General features: G+C 40.9%; 14 protein-coding genes. 8 read left to right on the top strand and 6 right to left on the bottom strand.

Going from position 1 to position 16,080, the window contains the following annotated elements; all coding sequences use genetic code 11:
- Genes nuoK through ACE1ET_RS08445 form a run of 4 tightly spaced genes read left to right on the top strand, consistent with a single transcriptional unit; the run spans window position 1 to window position 5,694 of the window.
- Window positions 1–309 (top strand): NADH-quinone oxidoreductase subunit NuoK, encoded by a 309-nt coding sequence (gene nuoK, locus ACE1ET_RS08460; protein ID WP_375727950.1) that lies wholly within the window; start codon window positions 1–3, stop codon window positions 307–309.
- Window positions 310–333: 24 nt separating this feature from the next.
- Window positions 334–2,502, top strand: a complete 2,169-nt coding sequence (gene nuoL / locus ACE1ET_RS08455) for an NADH-quinone oxidoreductase subunit L (protein WP_375727949.1) — start codon at window positions 334–336, stop codon at window positions 2,500–2,502.
- A 25-nt stretch (window positions 2,503–2,527) separates the two neighbouring features.
- Window positions 2,528–4,156, top strand: a complete 1,629-nt coding sequence (locus ACE1ET_RS08450; RefSeq protein ID WP_375727948.1) for a complex I subunit 4 family protein — start codon at window positions 2,528–2,530, stop codon at window positions 4,154–4,156.
- A 35-nt stretch (window positions 4,157–4,191) separates the two neighbouring features.
- Entirely contained in the window at window positions 4,192–5,694 is a 1,503-nt protein-coding gene (locus tag ACE1ET_RS08445; RefSeq protein ID WP_375727947.1) for an NADH-quinone oxidoreductase subunit N, read from the top strand.
- 63 nt (window positions 5,695–5,757) lie between these two features.
- On the opposite strand, the gene xylE is transcribed toward ACE1ET_RS08445, so the two are convergent.
- The 4 genes from xylE to ACE1ET_RS08425 form a co-directional block, all read right to left on the bottom strand.
- On the bottom strand, window positions 5,758–7,146 hold the full coding sequence (gene xylE / locus ACE1ET_RS08440; protein WP_375727946.1) for a D-xylose transporter XylE: 1,389 nt from the start codon (window positions 7,144–7,146) through the stop codon (window positions 5,758–5,760).
- Window positions 7,147–7,281: 135 nt separating this feature from the next.
- Entirely contained in the window at window positions 7,282–8,607 is a 1,326-nt protein-coding gene (gene xylA / locus ACE1ET_RS08435; RefSeq protein ID WP_375727945.1) for a xylose isomerase, read from the bottom strand.
- Between the two features lie 7 nt (window positions 8,608–8,614).
- Complete coding sequence (locus ACE1ET_RS08430) at window positions 8,615–10,111, bottom strand: xylulokinase (protein ID WP_375727944.1); 1,497 nt, start codon at window positions 10,109–10,111, stop codon at window positions 8,615–8,617.
- A 5-nt stretch (window positions 10,112–10,116) separates the two neighbouring features.
- A complete protein-coding gene (locus ACE1ET_RS08425; RefSeq protein WP_375727943.1) occupies window positions 10,117–10,845 on the bottom strand; it encodes an NUDIX hydrolase in 729 nt (242 codons plus the stop codon).
- A 345-nt stretch (window positions 10,846–11,190) separates the two neighbouring features.
- Here ACE1ET_RS08425 and ACE1ET_RS08420 point away from each other — a divergent pair, with 345 nt between their 5' ends.
- The gene (locus ACE1ET_RS08420; RefSeq protein WP_375727942.1) at window positions 11,191–12,066 is read left to right on the top strand and encodes a tetratricopeptide repeat protein; all 876 of its coding nucleotides are present in this window, start codon (window positions 11,191–11,193) and stop codon (window positions 12,064–12,066) included.
- Window positions 12,067–12,087: 21 nt separating this feature from the next.
- Window positions 12,088–12,906 carry a toxin-antitoxin system YwqK family antitoxin gene (locus tag ACE1ET_RS08415; protein WP_375727941.1) on the top strand — a complete coding sequence of 273 codons (819 nt, stop codon included), beginning with the start codon at window positions 12,088–12,090 and terminating at the stop codon, window positions 12,904–12,906.
- 72 nt (window positions 12,907–12,978) lie between these two features.
- Here ACE1ET_RS08415 and ACE1ET_RS08410 read toward each other — a convergent pair whose 3' ends face one another.
- Window positions 12,979–13,842 (bottom strand): DUF4861 family protein, encoded by an 864-nt coding sequence (locus ACE1ET_RS08410; protein ID WP_375727940.1) that lies wholly within the window; start codon window positions 13,840–13,842, stop codon window positions 12,979–12,981.
- Between the two features lie 184 nt (window positions 13,843–14,026).
- On the opposite strand from ACE1ET_RS08410, the gene ACE1ET_RS08405 reads away from it, so the two are divergent.
- Complete coding sequence (locus ACE1ET_RS08405) at window positions 14,027–14,479, top strand: FKBP-type peptidyl-prolyl cis-trans isomerase (RefSeq protein ID WP_375727939.1); 453 nt, start codon at window positions 14,027–14,029, stop codon at window positions 14,477–14,479.
- 95 nt (window positions 14,480–14,574) lie between these two features.
- Entirely contained in the window at window positions 14,575–14,940 is a 366-nt protein-coding gene (locus ACE1ET_RS08400; protein ID WP_375727938.1) for a DsrE family protein, read from the top strand.
- Window positions 14,941–15,011: 71 nt separating this feature from the next.
- Here ACE1ET_RS08400 and ACE1ET_RS08395 read toward each other — a convergent pair whose 3' ends face one another.
- The gene (locus ACE1ET_RS08395; protein WP_375727937.1) at window positions 15,012–16,016 is read right to left on the bottom strand and encodes a DUF3078 domain-containing protein; all 1,005 of its coding nucleotides are present in this window, start codon (window positions 16,014–16,016) and stop codon (window positions 15,012–15,014) included.
- Between the last annotated feature and the right edge of the window lie 64 nt (window positions 16,017–16,080).

Genomic DNA, 16,080 nt, shown 5'->3' with positions numbered 1-16,080 from the left:
ATGCATATAGGATTGGTTCATTATTTGGTTGTCAGCGCGATTCTGTTTTCAATTGGGCTGTATGGTATCATTGCCCGTAAGCATGCCATTCTGGTATTGATGGGTATTGAATTGATACTGAATGCAGCCAATATAAATTTCATCGCTTTTGCGAAGTTTGGCGGATTGAACATTGAAGGTCATATTGCTGCCATTTTTGTCATTATTCTGGCTGCCACGGAAGCGGCTATTGCACTCGCCATTATTCTGAATATTTATCAGCATTTCAGGCATGCAAATGTGGATGAAGTAGATGATTTAAAAGAATAGTAATATTTAAAGGAAATCTTAATTATGACACAAAATATATTGCTGTTTCTTAGCGTTTTAGTGCTCCTCATTCCGATGTTGAGTTTTATTACCAATATCTTTTTTGGAAACAGGTTAGGACGAAAAAGTGGTATTGTCGGAACGGCTATTCTTGGAATAGATATGATCCTGGCTTTTACGCTGGCATTTAACAAGCTTTTTAAATACGCCGATATCACCACCGTTCAAAACAGGTTTGAATGGTTTAACCTGGGGCAATTAAAATTTGATATTGGAATAGGTATTGATAATATAGCTGCCATCATGCTGATGGTGGTTACACTCATCAGTTTCCTGGTACACTTGTTCTCCACCGTTTATATGAAAGGAGACAGACGCTATCCTACTTTTTATGCCTATTTAGGACTGTTTACTTTCTCAATGCTTGGAATCGTGATTTCAAACAACTTCCTGATGATGTACATTTTCTGGGAACTGGTTGGGATCAGTTCATACCTGTTAATCGGATTCTGGTATGAAAAAGATTCAGCTTCCAATGCCAGCAAAAAGGCCTTCATTACAAACCGTATCGGTGACCTTGGATTTTTTGCAGGAATCATGATCCTGTTCTTTACCTATCATTCGTTCATGTTCGAGGATATCTTCTCAGGTATTGCATCCGGTCATCTTCCGTTTGATAATCCAACCATGCTTACCATTGCGGGCATCTGTATTTTTATGGGAGCAGTTGGTAAATCGGCTCAGTTTCCGTTGCATGTATGGTTACCCGATGCCATGGAAGGTCCGACGCCGGTATCTGCCTTGATCCATGCGGCAACCATGGTGGCAGCAGGTGTGTACCTGGTATCCAAGGCTTTTGTAATGTTTACAGCCGATGCACTAACCGTTATTGCAGTTATCGGCGCCATCACTGCATTTATGCCGGCAACAATCGCATTGGTTCAAACCGATTTTAAAAAGATATTAGCTTATTCCACCATCAGCCAGCTGGGATATATGATTATGTCGCTGGGAACCGGTGGATATACCAACGGTTTCTTTCACCTGGTAACGCATGCATGGTTTAAGGCAGCGCTTTTCCTTGCTGCCGGATCTGTGATCCACGCCATGCACGAATCCATGCATCGCATGCACGATCATCATACCGATCCACAGGACATCAATAATATGGGAGGCCTGCGTAAAAATATGCCATGGACCTACCGCACATTTATGGTTGTAACTCTGGCGCTTTCCGGCATTCCGTTTACCTCAGGATTTTTAAGTAAGGATGGCATCCTGGCCGGTACGTTGGCTTATGCCAAACTTAGCGGAGGATGGCACTGGATCATTCCTTTCCTGGGCTTTGCGGCAGCCGGTATGACAGCGTTTTACATGTTCCGTTTAACCATTCTCGCATTTCATGGTGAACACAAAACTGAAGTGGCGACAAAAGTAAAAGAAAACAACTGGCGCATTGTTACACCGCTTGTTCTTCTGGCATTTTTGTCCTTCTGGTTTATTTATTCACCTAATCCGTTTAATGCTTCACAAGGGTGGTTCGAAAAGAAAATAGAACAGCCTGCAACCGTGGTTCCGGCTGAATACCAGTTCAGTTTCCTGATTCCTGAAGAACAACATGAAACAGCTGCTGTACATTCAACAGAACACGAGGTGGCTACTGAAAATACAGAGCATGCCATGCATGAAGCTTCTGCGGCGCATAGCGGTACCATAACCCTTTTACAGGAGGAAACACATCATTTACATGTGCTGGCAATGATCATATCTATTTTGACTGCTGGTATAGGAATATTATTGGCCTATCTGATTTATCAGTTTAAATATATTAGTGCAGATAACCTGGAACGCAGGTATAAACCGGTTCATAAATTCCTGTACAACAAATGGTACTTCGACGAATTGTATAATGCCACAGTTATTGCCGGCGTGATGGGGATATCGAAAGCATTTTCATGGTTCGACAAAAATATTGTTGACGGGATCGTCAATGCCAGTTCGTGGCTTGCACGCGGGTTCAGTTATCTCACCAGCTTATTTGATAGTTACGTGGTGGATGGTCTGGTAAACCTTGTGGCCAATGCTACGGGTTATGCAGGAACGATGATTAAGAAACTGCAGACTGGTAAGGTTCAGAGCTACATTGTGTTTGTGCTGATGGGCATTTTAATTTTGGTATACTTTTTTATTTAGCTAACAGATTCTAAAAATTACTTATATGCAAGGGACATTCAATTTTCCGATTTTATCATGGATAACTTTCCTTCCGGTTCTGGGGATATTAATTATCCTGTTCATTCCTAAAGGAAAAGATGAGAAAGGAATAGAATTATCATCAAAACTGATTAAATGGACGAGTGCCGCCATTACTTTTATTCAGTTAATTTTAGCTGTCATTATTTACATCAACTTCGATTCGTCTAAGGCTGGAATAAATGATGCCGCTTCGTTTCAGTTTGTAGAAAAACTAAGCTGGATTCATGCCAGTTTCCCGCTGATTGGAAACCTGAATATCAATTATTATATGGGGATTGACGGTGTGAGTGTCCCAATGATATTGCTGACTGCGCTGATTTCTTTCGTGGCAATTTTCCCGTCATTTAATATTAAAAAGGCTGTGAAAGGGTACTTTGCCATGTACCTTTTACTGGACCTTGGTATGATGGGTGTATTTTGTGCACTGGATTTCTTCCTGTTCTACATTTTCTGGGAACTGATGTTGTTACCAATGTACTTCCTGATTGGAGTCTGGGGTGGACCACGAAAAGAATATGCGGCCATCAAGTTCTTTATTTATACACTGGTTGGTAGTGTCTTCATGTTGCTGGTGATGATTGGACTGTATCAAAGTACCGGTACATTCGATATTATTAGTATGATGAATCCGGAAGTATTCAAGGCAGGCTCTATATTCGGAGGGACAGCGACCACTATACGGTACGTGGCATTTATGGGATTGTTTATCGGTTTTGCCATTAAGGTTCCGATCTTCCCCTTCCATACCTGGTTGCCGGATGCACACGTGGAGGCACCTACGCCGATATCCGTTATACTGGCAGGCGTACTGTTGAAGATGGGAGCTTATGGTATGATCCGAATCGCTTTTCCGATCTTCCCCGATGCCTTTGGCTATTTCCAGAATCTGATAGCCTGGATCGGAATGATAAGTATTGTATATGGTGCATTATGTGCACTTGGTCAGCATAAAGTCGGAAAGAGAGACTTCAAGAAATTGATTGCATACTCTTCGGTAAGTCACATGGGACTGGTTATCCTGGGATTAGCTTCCATGCGTCCTGAGGGAACAGTAGGTGCGATCTTCCAGATGTTCAACCATGGGGTGATTACTGCCATGCTCTTCATGATTGTAGGTGTTATTTATGACAGGGCACATACCCGCGGACTGGACGATTTTGGTGGTCTGGCCAAAAAGATGCCGGTTTATACTGGTGTGATGGCCATCGCTTTCTTTGCTGCCATTGGTTTACCGGGATTAAGCGGTTTCGTTTCAGAAGTGCTTGTATTCCTTGGTGCTTTCAGATCCTTCCCGATCCTGACAGTTATTTCAGGATTAAGTATTATTCTGGGAGCTGGTTATATGTTGTGGGCGTTACAGAAAATATTCTTTGGTGAATTGCCTGAAAAATGGAAAGGACCATGGGATCCGACAGGAAAAATATATAAGAATGATGATATCAATGCAAGGGAACTTGTTGCACTTATTCCGTTGGCCGTCGTTGTTATTTTCCTTGGAATTTATCCAATGCCTGTGCTTAACTTAATTTCAGGTTCTGTAAACCACTTTATAGAGCTGATGAAACCGTTTGTATTCATTGGAGGTCTCTAAAAACAACTTAGCTATTACAAAATACTGAATACGAGATGACAGATATATCTTCCATAACGTCGGAACTGATTAAAAGTGTAAGCTTCTTTAAACCGGAGACAACACTGACTGTCGGTATTATACTGGCAATCCTTCTGGATCTGATTATAAAGAAACCCAAACAGATTGCCGGTTATGTGGCTCTGGCTGTGCTTGTGGTTACTGGTGTATTTCTTTTACAGCAGTCCGGAGCAGAGGTTAGAGTGTTTCGCAGTTTACTGGTCGTAGATTCTTTCGGAATTTTCATGAAATGGATCATCCTGATTACTACAGTCATCGTTATCATTTTCTCCTTTTTATCCAGGGAGCTTGATCCTAAAAACTCCCGGCTAGGTGAATATTTTACACTTATACTGGGCATGGTTTTCGGAATGTTTTTACTGGTTGGATCTGCCAATCTTATCATGATTTATCTTTCCATTGAGATCATGAGTATCAGTTCCTATATCCTGGCAGGTTATACAAAAGAAGTAAAGCGGTCTTCTGAGGCATCTCTGAAATATGTGATTTATGGTGCTGTGTCGTCAGCCATCATGTTGTATGGAATTTCCATATTATTTGGTCTGGTTGGAAGTTTGAATTTATTTGACATTAACCAGCAACTGGCAACAGGAAATTTGAATACTGCTCCGGTTATTGTTGCCGGAATTATGATAATAGCCGGTTTTGGTTACAAGATATCAGCTGTACCTTTCCATTTCTGGACACCTGATGTATACGAAGGTGCGCCGATTACCATCACAGCTTATCTTTCTGTAGCATCAAAAGCGGCAGGCTTTGCCGTCATGTTACGCTTCTTCAAAACTGCCTTTGTTGACTCCTCATTTGTGTCGGAAAGCTGGCACCTGATGGGAAATTTTGACTGGCATGCAGTTATAGCCGTATTGGCAATCTTAACGATGACGCTCGGTAACCTTGTGGCTTTATGGCAGGACAATATGAAGCGTATGCTGGCTTATTCAAGTATTGCGCACGCCGGTTATCTATTGATGGCTGTTTCGGTTATGAACAACACAGGTGTATCTGCAGTGATGATCTATTTTGTGTTCTACATGATCATGAATCTCGGCGCTTTCTTTGTGGTACAGATTATTGCAGATAAGATCAACTCAGAGAATATATCAGATTACACAGGATTTGGACAGAAATATCCGGTTATAGCGGTTTGTATGACAATTTTCCTTGTGTCATTAACCGGCTTGCCACCAACAGCAGGATTTATTGGTAAGTTTTACATATTTACAGCAGTTATAAAGGGCGGTTACCTTTGGCTGGCTGTGATCGGTATTCTGAACAGTGTGGTTTCATTGTATTATTATATGAAAGTAGTACGGAACATGTACCTGCGTCAAAGTGACGCTGCAACAGAAAAAGTAAAGTTTTCACCGGTGTCAGTCGCCATTGTTGTAGCACTGGCAATACCAACATTAATCTTCGGAATTTATTTCTCATCCCTGGTGGACTGGGCAACGCATTCCATAGGTATTTTTATTGGGTAGAACGTTATTTAAGATATTAGCGAGGGTTTCACTTTTTAGTGAAGCCCTCGCTGTTTTTTGCAGTTATTTTTTCTTCCATAAATGTTCCATATCCTCCAGCGTTTTGCCTTTGGTTTCGGGAACCATTTTCCAGACAAAGATCAGAGAAAGCACACTCATTGTACCATAAAATGCATAGGTCATACCGCTGCTGAATTCCATCATGGCCGGGTAGGTGGATGATATCAGGTAGTTGGCTGTCCATTGTGCGGCCACCGCAATGGCTACTGCTTTTCCGCGGACTTTATTCGGGAAGATCTCCGAGATCAGTACCCAGGTAATCGGACCCCATGACATCATAAATGAAGCCGTGTACACAATAATAAAGATCAGCGTTCCGATGCCTATGACCTCAGCAAAGGCCAGTCCGCTGATGGCAAACATACCGATAGCCATACCGACTGATCCAACCATAAGTAAGGGTTTACGTCCCCATTTATCTACAGTTACAATGGCAATGACGGTGAAGATGACATTTACGAGCCCCATAACAACCGTTTGAAGCATAGAAGCATCTTTACCGGCACCCATACTTTCGAATATACGCGGTGCGTAATAAAGCGCTACGTTGATGCCTACAAACTGCTGGAAAACTGATAGCAGAATACCAATAAGTATAACAATCTTTCCGTAAGAAAATAGTTTGGCAGAAGATTTTTCAACAGTGCTTTTGATGTCCTTAAAAATTGCCTTTGCTTTTTCCTTTCCGTTGATACGTTCAAGGATTTGCAATGCTTTTTCATCATTATGGCTCAACGCCAGGTAGCGGGGTGTTTCGGGAACCATGAACAACAAAATGCCGAATAAGCCTGCAGGAATGGCTTCAGATAAAAACATATAACGCCACCCGGTAGAGTTGATCCAGTCAATTGTCTGGCCCTTTGCAATACCCCAGTTTACGAAATAAACAACCAGCATCCCGAAGATGATAGCAAACTGGTTAAAGGAAACCAGTCTCCCACGGATGTTCGCAGGTGCAATTTCGCCAATATACATTGGAGAGATGGCCGAAGCCAGACCTACGCCAATACCACCAATAATGCGGTAAAAGTTGAACATATAGAGCAGCCCCATCGTTGCCACACCCTTTTTGAAAAAGAAAGCTTCCGGGTAACCGGATCCCAGTGCAGAAATAAAAAACAGTATGGAGGCGATCATCAGCGATTTCTTACGTCCGAAACGGGATGCAAGAAGCCCGGAAATGGCGCCACCAATAATACATCCAATGAGTGCACTGGATATGGTTGCTCCATGAATCCAGGAACTCAATCCCTGACTGGTGATCAGAAAGGCCTGGACCGATTTCTCTGCACCGGATATCACTGCGGTGTCATAACCGAATAAAAGACCGCCAAGTGTTGCAACCAGTGTGATCGCAAAGACAAAGCCTGTATTCCCTTGAGATTTGTTCATAATTTTCAGATTAGTTGTTAAAGATTAGCGGTTGAAGCTGATTACCCCTAAATCCCCTAAAGGGGACTTTAAGCCTCTCTTTCAGGAGAGGTTTGGAGTGGGATACGTAATATTTTTTGTTACAGCCTCAATCCGTTAGATATACATATTAATCAGTTGCTCAAACATTTCCTGTTTCCCGCTGAGCTGTTTTGGTTCACCTACTTCTTTAGCAATGGCATTCAGATCTTCAAGAGACAGTTTCCCTTCTTCAAAATCGGCACCTTTCCCAGAATCGTAAGACGCATAACGTTCTTTTCGCAGTTTCAAATAGTCTGATTCCTTCAGAATTTTATCAGCGATAATCAGTGAACGGGCAAATGTATCCATCCCACTAATGTGCGCGATGAACCGGTCTTCGGCATCTGTTGAATTACGTCGCATCTTTGCATCGAAGTTAATACCACCATGTGTAAAACCGCCTGCGCTGATGATTTCCAGCATTGCTTCTGTGGTTTCATAGATGTTGGTCGGGAATTCGTCGGTATCCCATCCGTTCTGGTAATCGCCTTTGTTGGCATCGATTGATCCTAACATGCCTGCATCGGCAGCCATACGCAGTTCGTGTGCAAAGGTGTGGCCAGCCAGTGTGGCATGGTTCACTTCGATGTTCATTTTAAAATCGTTGCTTAAGCCGTTTTTAGCCAGGAAGCCAAGAACTGTCTGCGTATCAAAATCATACTGGTGTTTGGTTGGTTCCATCGGTTTGGGTTCAATCAGGAACGTGCCTTTAAATCCTTGTTTACGGCCATAATCTTTGGCAATAGTTAAAAACTGACCAAGATGATCCAGCTCACGTTTAGTGTTGGTGTTCAACAAGCTCATATAACCTTCACGGCCACCCCAGAAAACATAACCGGTACCACCTAAGGCAATCGTTGCATCGATGGCATTTTTAACCTGAACAGCAGCGTTTGCAAGCACATTAAAATCCGGGTTTGTTGAGGCACCGTTCATATACCGGGGATTTGAAAATACGTTTGCAGTTCCCCATAACAGTTTAACACCCGTGGCTTCCTGACGTTCTTTGGCAAAATCGATCATTTTTGCCAGGCGCTGTTCAATTTCAAATACCGAACCATCACCTACCACATCGGTGTCATGAAAACAATAAAATTCGGCGCCCAGTTTGGTGATAAATTCAAATGCAGCATCCATTTTGTTTTTGGCTGCTTCCATCGGATCAGATGCGCCAACCCAGGGGAAAATTTGTGTTCCGGGACCAAACGGATCTCCACCGTCACCACAGAAGGTATGCCAGTAAGCCACTGCAAACCGCAGGTACTCTTTCATGGATTTTCCACCTACAACGCGATCGGCGTCGTACCACTTAAATGCCATTGGATTTTTTGAATCCGGGCCTTCATACTTAATTTTGTTGATGCCCGGGAAATACTCTTTGTTACCTTTAAATACTGTCATGATTTTTTTATTTTTTGAGTAATAATTTTTGTGTTAAGATTGATTTCCAGTTGTTGTAAGCCGTGGTGTAAGCTTCCTTGTTGGCTGTATCAGGCTCAATTGTCTCCAGCTTTGTCAGGTTGTTGAATGCTTCTGATGCATCTTTAAAATACCCTGAACCGATTCCGGCTCCCCGGGCAGCACCGATGGAGCCATCTGTGTTATAAAGTTCTATGGTTGCACCTGATATGCCTGCCAGCGTGTTACGGAACAAAGGACTCAGGAACATGTTGGCTTTTCCGGCTCGGATCACTTTGGCTTCTATACCAATTTGTTGCATAATTTCCATTCCATACATAAAGGAGAACACGATGCCTTCCTGTGCGGCACGGAATAAATGGGCATTGGTATGACGGTTAAAGTTCAGACCCGAAATCTGAGCACCTGTATCTTTATTTTGCAGAACACGTTCTGCTCCGTTCCCGAAGGGCAGAATAACAACACCATCAGAGCCTATGGGAACTGATGCAGCCATGTGATTCATTTCTTCGTATGAATATGCCTTGTTGCCTGTGTTCTTGTTCAGCCATGCATTCAGAATTCCTGTTCCGTTAATGCATAATAATACGCCTAGTCTGTTCTGTTCTTCGGAATGATTGACGTGCGCAAAGGTATTAACCCTTGATAACGCATCGTATTTCACTTCATCGCTGACCCCGTAAACGACGCCCGAAGTACCCGCTGTTGTGGCAATCTCGCCCGGATTCAGCACATTTAATGACAGGGCGTTGTTGGGCTGATCACCGGCACGGTAACCGATTTTTATTCCGGGAACCAGGCCGAGTTCTTTAGCTGCTCTTTCTGAAACAGTGCTTTGAACCGAAAAGGTTGGGACGATGTCGGGTATGAAATCCGGGTCAATACCATAATGATCCAGTAGGGCAGAAGCCACTTTGTTTTCCCTGAAATCCCATAATATACCTTCTGATAAGCCACTCGCTGTGGTATTAATGATTCCAGAGAGTTTCATGGCAATGTAATCGCCCGGCAACATCATTTTGAAAATGCGCTTATACAGTTCCGGCTCGTTGGATTTAACCCATTTTAATTTCGAAGCGGTAAAGTTACCCGGCGAGTTCAGGTAACATGACAAACACTCTTTGGCACCTAATTCTTCAAATGCTCTGTCACCTATGCCTGCAGCGCGGCTGTCGCACCATATAATGGATGGACGGAGCACATTATGATTCTTATCCACCAACACTAATCCATGCATCTGGTAAGAAATGCCGATAGAATCAATGGTTTTCGGATCAACACCACTGGACTGCATCACATCTGTCAGGGCCAGTTTCAGGTTTTCCCACCATTGTTCCGGTTCCTGTTCGGCCCAGCCGGGCTGTTTGGCAATAATTGCCATCTCCTGTTTCGGGTAAAACGAGCTTGCAACACAGTTGCCGCTTTCGCCGTGGATCAGCGAGACTTTAACCGAAGAACTTCCAATATCAAATCCTAATAAATGCATGTTGTTTAAATAAAAAATCCAATATCTTTTTTGTACTTATTAAACAGTTTCGGGTCGAACCTAAAAAGCTGAGCTGGTTTGTGACTAACGCCGGTTTCCTTCTCTTCAAGCGGAACGATGTATTTGAGGTTGCGGATCTTTTTCCTGAAATTCCTGCTGTCAAGTTCACGTTCAAATACAATCTCGTATAACAGCTGCAATTGCCTTATGGTAAATTTTTTCGGAAGCAGTTCAAAACCAACGGGTTCAGTTCTGAGTTCCCGCTGTATTTCCTCAAAAGCACGTTTAACAATGGCATCATGGTCAAATATCAAATGCGGCAATTGGTCAACCGGGACCCAGTGAAGATTTTCGGATACATCTTTCGGCTCACTCTGATCAATCTTTACCAATGCCAGGTAGGCGAGTGTGATCACACGGTCAATATCTATTCCGGTAGTTTGCCGCAACCAAAGCAGGTCGTTTGGCGACTTAATACGACCCGGTGTTCCGAAAACCTCAAACTGTTTTAAAAACAGCCTGTCCCTTCCGGTATAGTTGTTCAGCACGCGGAATGCCGTATCCTGAGGACTTTCATTATTTCCGATCATATCGCCTGGTAATTTATATTTACCTGAACGAATCTTAGTATCTTCCTGAAGTAGAATATTGCGCTCAGAAAGTAAAACATGAAGTTTTGTCCCGTCAAATCCCAGGATAACACAGTCAACTGATATGTGTGAGAGTAATTTCAAATTGGTTCAATTCAGGGTGCAAATATATTGGTTTTTTACTTAACGTACATTGTACGCTAAGTAAATTGTGTGACAGCAAGGGTTAATTTTTCTGAAGGATTGAATTTAAAAGCGTTGCGGGTGATATGTTTTTCAGCATAATGGATTAAATTTGTAAAACATCAATTGATATACCTCCGGTATCTATTGAAAATCTGAATGGATACATTTTTGGTACAGTATTTGATTTTAGTTAGCGGGAAGTTAAATATTCCCGGCGTGATGAACCTAATCATCAGGGATGTATATAAAATAATAATTTGTTTATTAATCAGCTAACTAATATTTTTGTTAAAAATTAAAATCATGAGAACTAAAATTGCACTACTGACATTATTAACAGGTTTGTTGTCATTCAGCATAAATGCCCAAACATTAGAAGAACATCTGAAAAAGGGTGTTGCTTATATGAACCAAACCAAAAACGAAGAAGCGTTGTCCGAATTTAAACAAGCGATCGCTTTGGATGAAGATAAAACAGCAACACCTTTGCTGTATTCATACGCTGGTATTTGTGCTAAAGCAATTGGACAGGACAATGAAGCGAAAGGATATTTTCAAACGTCTATTGACAGAGGAGTGGATGACAGTGAAGTATTTAACTTGCTTGGAGATATTTGTCGTGACCAGGATGATATGGAAGGTCAGATAAAGACGTATTCAAAAGCAATGGAAGTTTTACCATCAATGTCAAAGGATTATGGTGAAAAACTGGCATATGTTTATTACAAGGCTAAAAAATATCCGGAGCTCGAAAAGTTGACCACAGAGTTACTGAAGGATGATCCGGATAACCAGAAATTAATGCGATTGCAAGCCGTTTCTTTACAAAAAAACAAAAAGATAAACGAGGCAAAAGCTGTTTATGAAAAGATACTGGAGAAAGATCCGGATGATTTGTCTGCCAATGTATTTATGGGAAATTATTATTACCAGGTCGGCAAATCAAAACTTGATAGAGAAGAGGCCGCATATAAAAAGAATGCAAATCCTGACCGGGTTCAATGGAGCAATTATCAGAAAAAATGTAAAGTTATTCTGGATGATTATTATGTTAAAGCGGTCGGTTATCTTGAAAAAGCTTATGCCCAAAAAGAAGATCCTAATTTAAAAAAGTTGCTTTATGCAGCTTATTTTAAACTGGGAGACCGGGCAAATACTGAACGTTTCAGAGATCAATAAATCGATAAAATAAAGAGAATTATGAAATTAACAAAAGCGCTTTTACTGGTATTAATTGCAGTATTCACCTTTGCATCGTGTAATTTTTTTCCAAAAAAGGGAGGTGATTCGTCAACTACTGCTAAAGCAGATGAATCTGGTGATATAAGTTATAATGATACATTTAAGGTTCATTTTAACTATTATGCTGATGGTAAGTCCGTAAAGGAAAAAATTGAAATTAAGCAGGTAAAAAAGGATGGTAAAGAAGTATGGATTAAAGATGGAAGACAATGGGTATATTATCAGAATGGCAAATTGCAGGCTGAGTTTAACTATGTGAACGGCAAACGAGAAGGTGTTGCACATCAGTATTATGGTGATGGTAAAACTCCTTATATTGACTGGTCATACAAGAACAGTAAGAAGGATGGAATAACAATAAAGTATTATCAGTCGGGACGCGTGATGGCTGAAATGCCGTATAAGAGTGACTTTTTAGGAACAGGTTCACAGGATTATGCCGATGATCAGGAGCATACCAAATTAACTATGCCGGAACTAAAGGTTTGGGCTGATGACCAGAGAAGGTACAAAGGTAAATATACCGTTTACGCGAAAGTTGAGGATAAATTCGGGAAAGTGGTACCAAAAGTAAAATTTACAGTAGGTCAGCTTATTCCTGCAGACGGAAGATTATATGAAAATCCAAATCTGAAAGAGATCGCTGCAAAGAATAATGTTGCTTCGGTTACGTATTATGAAATTAATGGATTTCCACCTTCAGTTACAGTTAATGCAAGGTTTTCTTCCAGCAAGGGAACCCCGGTCTTATTAAGCAAGACGATTAAGATTGACTAATTATATAAAGAATTAAAAAAGGGAGCTGATTTTTGATAACAGCTCCCTTTTTTATGTTTTAGAGGGTAAAGGTTATTGTGCCTTTTCTTTTACATAGTCCACAAACTGATCCATTGACTTAAAGCCTTTTTCTTTTTCACAGGCTGATGTAATCCAGGTTGCAAGGTATTTGGTAGGCTTTGAAATCAGCATATACTGTTTATCGGCTTTTGTAACGGTTGTAAAATCTGCAGGATTATACATAATGGCCCCACCAATGATTAACTGAAAAGCGGCAACGTCTTCGGGGTGCAAACCCCAGGTACAGATATAGTTGTCGCCTTCTATAGTTTTTGTTGTAGGAAAATAATTGATTCCGGTAACAAATTCTACCGGTTTATCACAAAGTGCAAAAGCTTCAACTTTAGCTTCTCTGAAACCGGAAAATACCGTAACGCGAATCAGAATATCTACTGAATCTCCTTTGTAAGGGATACCTTCCGACAGCATCTCCATCTGGGAAAAGTTAGCTTCTTTTCTTACACGTGCTATGCGATCTTTCACCGGGTTAAGAAACACTTCTTTCTCCCCATCCCAAAGCCTTACGCCTCCCAGTCCTACAGTTTGCCCAACTTTATATTGATCTGCTCCCCAACCTTCTTTCTGCTGTTCCGGTGTAGGATACCAGCCTGCCTCTTCAAGTTCCAGTCCCGGGCGGGTTTTATTGTACACATCAATGGCGCATTTGTAATCGAAATAAAGCCTTAATCCTATCCACTCATTTTCAATTGCAGGTCCGTGATGTTCGACTAGTTTATACATGTCACCGGTTTCAGAAACAATTTCTTTTACCTGTTTTCCACTTCCTTTTTTACTCAGACTGATGTCTGTCATATTCTGAGCACTGACAAAGCCCAGAAAAACCATAAGAAAAATCCCTGATATTGTTGTTTTCATAAATTTTGTATGTAGTATATTAATAATTTATACGAGATAAATCCCGACCGGAAATTTATCTTTAAAGATAATAAAAAACGATGAAGTGAGTTGTTTTTCATAATTACGTCAAATTCTGTGTGAAATTCCAGAGTTATCCGTCTTTTTAATATCTTTGATTTTTTAATATTGAAATTTTAAACATATGAAATTAAACTATCTTTTGATTGTATTAGCGACAATTTTATTTGCTTCCTGCGATAAGGATCACAGCCGTATGGATGATAAGGAAATTCAGGATTATCTGGATTCTCATAATATTACAGGTGCACAGAAAGATGACTCAGGAATTTATTATGTAATGCATAAGGAAGGAGCAGGTAACCATCCGTATTATTATACTACCGTAATTATTAAATACAAAGGTTATCTGACAGATGGCGAAGTGTTTGACGAGACAGAAGATGATGCTACACTTGAATCAAGGGTAGACCGTTTTGTTGATGGTTTTCAAATTGGACTGAAGTTGATGAGACCTGGAGGTAGGGCAACTTTTTATATTCCGTCACATTTAGCCTATGGATCAGACGCGACCGGCACAATACCGAAATGGGCCATTCTTATTTTTGATGTGGAATTGATTGGTTACAAAGAATAAGAGCCGATAAAAATTCCTGGTTCTTTGTACCATTTGTTTTTTAAGCGAGGTAAAAATTGTAAATTAGCTTATTCGTACAGTTAAATTAAATGATTATGGAAAAGCAATCTCCTATAATACCTGACAGTGAAAAACTTGTTGTGGTTTGGTCAAGTGGTGAGCGTGAAGTTGCTCTGAGAACAGTACTTTTGTATACCTATAAATCCATCACACAGGGATGGTGGCAGGATGTTACGCTAATTGTATGGGGCCCTTCCGCAAAACTACTCCTGGAGGACAGCCTGGTCCGAAACTTCCTGCAAAAAAATATCGACAGTGGCGTTAAGGTAGTGGCCTGTAAATCATGTTCCGATGATTATGAAGCAACAGAGGAACTAACGGGCATGGGCATTGAGGTCAGATACGTGGGAGAACTTACCACTAAATATATAAAGTCAGGAAGGCATGTTATAACCTTTTAATGAAATTATGCACATAAAAGAAAGGGATGTATCATCAGATGCATCCCCTTTGTATTTTGGTTCAACCCGGGTTATTGATTCTGGAAAGTGTATACTAGACCTACACCAAGTAAATTCCGGAACTGAATTTTTGGTGAATATTTAGTAACTCCGTTTTCCACAATTTCGAAACGGATATCGTCATCATAAATCATCTGAGTATTGATGTTCATAGACAGATATTTGTTAAACTGGAATGTTAACCACAATTCCCAGTCGATGTCAATTTTATTCAGGTGGGCATAAGCTGCAAACAGGTCAAGCCTGGTTTTCAATCCAAAACCTTTGACCATATCCGGATGATCATATATAATCTGGGCCAGGGCACCAATTTCGTTTTTTACGTTTTCCCTCCAGGCAAGGCCGTAAGTTTCCGTGCTTTGTAAAATTGTGCGAGCAGAATCCAAAAAAAACTGATCAGGCTCCAAATTTTCATCTACAATTTCGCCAGAATATTGCAGCTCGATAGCTTTATTAATTATTTTCTTATCGTAATATGATTCTTTTACAATCGTTGTTTTTTCTGAAAACGGAGAAATAAAGATCTTCAGTTTATCATCACCAAGGTATTCAAGACCAACAGATGCGGTCACATAAGCCGGAGCTAAAAAATCGGATACAAGAATTTTATTGTTCTCATATTTAAAACCTTCGGTAAACTGAGTTTTAAAATTAAGCAGTGCTGTGTACCGCCATTTTTCACTGAATCCGTTTATACTGTACTTAGAAAGGAAATCGATTTTATCGTTCATTTTGCGTACATTCTGATCTCCTTGTTGTAAAAGTCCGTAGCTAAGGTCCAGCGTATTATTCCACGCACCTTTCTCACCGGCCCAGTTAGCGTTCAGTAATCCACGCCATAGCAGGGAGTTCGAATTATCACCTCCGGCAGCCCAGTAGTTTCCAAAATAAGCATTGGAGTATGTTAAACCAGTTTCACCTTTTATAGTCCAGGGCTTCTTTTCAGGTTGTGCATCCTGCGCAAATGTCGATCCAATAACAGCAAACAGGAATAGTAGTAAAATGAGCTTTTTCATGTTTCATCAAGTTTTTAGATGGTTATTAATTTAATCCGTAGTTAAACAGCAGTTATAATTATAT

It is taken from the genome of Quyinboa mangrovi (assembly GCF_042219825.1).
Lineage (GTDB): Bacteria > Bacteroidota > Bacteroidia > Bacteroidales > UBA5342 > JBHJHP01.
Note: the sequence above shows the minus strand (reverse complement) of the source record. Positions and strands in the feature narration are given on the sequence as shown.

Coding starts and splice junctions, on each gene's coding strand:
- nuoK (WP_375727950.1), top strand. CDS start 1: ATGCATATAGGATTGGTTCATTATTTGGTTGTCAGCGCGATTCTGTTT.
- nuoL (WP_375727949.1), top strand. CDS start 334: ATGACACAAAATATATTGCTGTTTCTTAGCGTTTTAGTGCTCCTCATT.
- ACE1ET_RS08450 (WP_375727948.1), top strand. CDS start 2,528: ATGCAAGGGACATTCAATTTTCCGATTTTATCATGGATAACTTTCCTT.
- ACE1ET_RS08445 (WP_375727947.1), top strand. CDS start 4,192: ATGACAGATATATCTTCCATAACGTCGGAACTGATTAAAAGTGTAAGC.
- xylE (WP_375727946.1), bottom strand. CDS start 7,146: ATGAACAAATCTCAAGGGAATACAGGCTTTGTCTTTGCGATCACACTG.
- xylA (WP_375727945.1), bottom strand. CDS start 8,607: ATGACAGTATTTAAAGGTAACAAAGAGTATTTCCCGGGCATCAACAAA.
- ACE1ET_RS08430 (WP_375727944.1), bottom strand. CDS start 10,111: ATGCATTTATTAGGATTTGATATTGGAAGTTCTTCGGTTAAAGTCTCG.
- ACE1ET_RS08420 (WP_375727942.1), top strand. CDS start 11,191: ATGAGAACTAAAATTGCACTACTGACATTATTAACAGGTTTGTTGTCA.
- ACE1ET_RS08415 (WP_375727941.1), top strand. CDS start 12,088: ATGAAATTAACAAAAGCGCTTTTACTGGTATTAATTGCAGTATTCACC.
- ACE1ET_RS08410 (WP_375727940.1), bottom strand. CDS start 13,842: ATGAAAACAACAATATCAGGGATTTTTCTTATGGTTTTTCTGGGCTTT.
- ACE1ET_RS08405 (WP_375727939.1), top strand. CDS start 14,027: ATGAAATTAAACTATCTTTTGATTGTATTAGCGACAATTTTATTTGCT.
- ACE1ET_RS08400 (WP_375727938.1), top strand. CDS start 14,575: ATGGAAAAGCAATCTCCTATAATACCTGACAGTGAAAAACTTGTTGTG.
- ACE1ET_RS08395 (WP_375727937.1), bottom strand. CDS start 16,016: ATGAAAAAGCTCATTTTACTACTATTCCTGTTTGCTGTTATTGGATCG.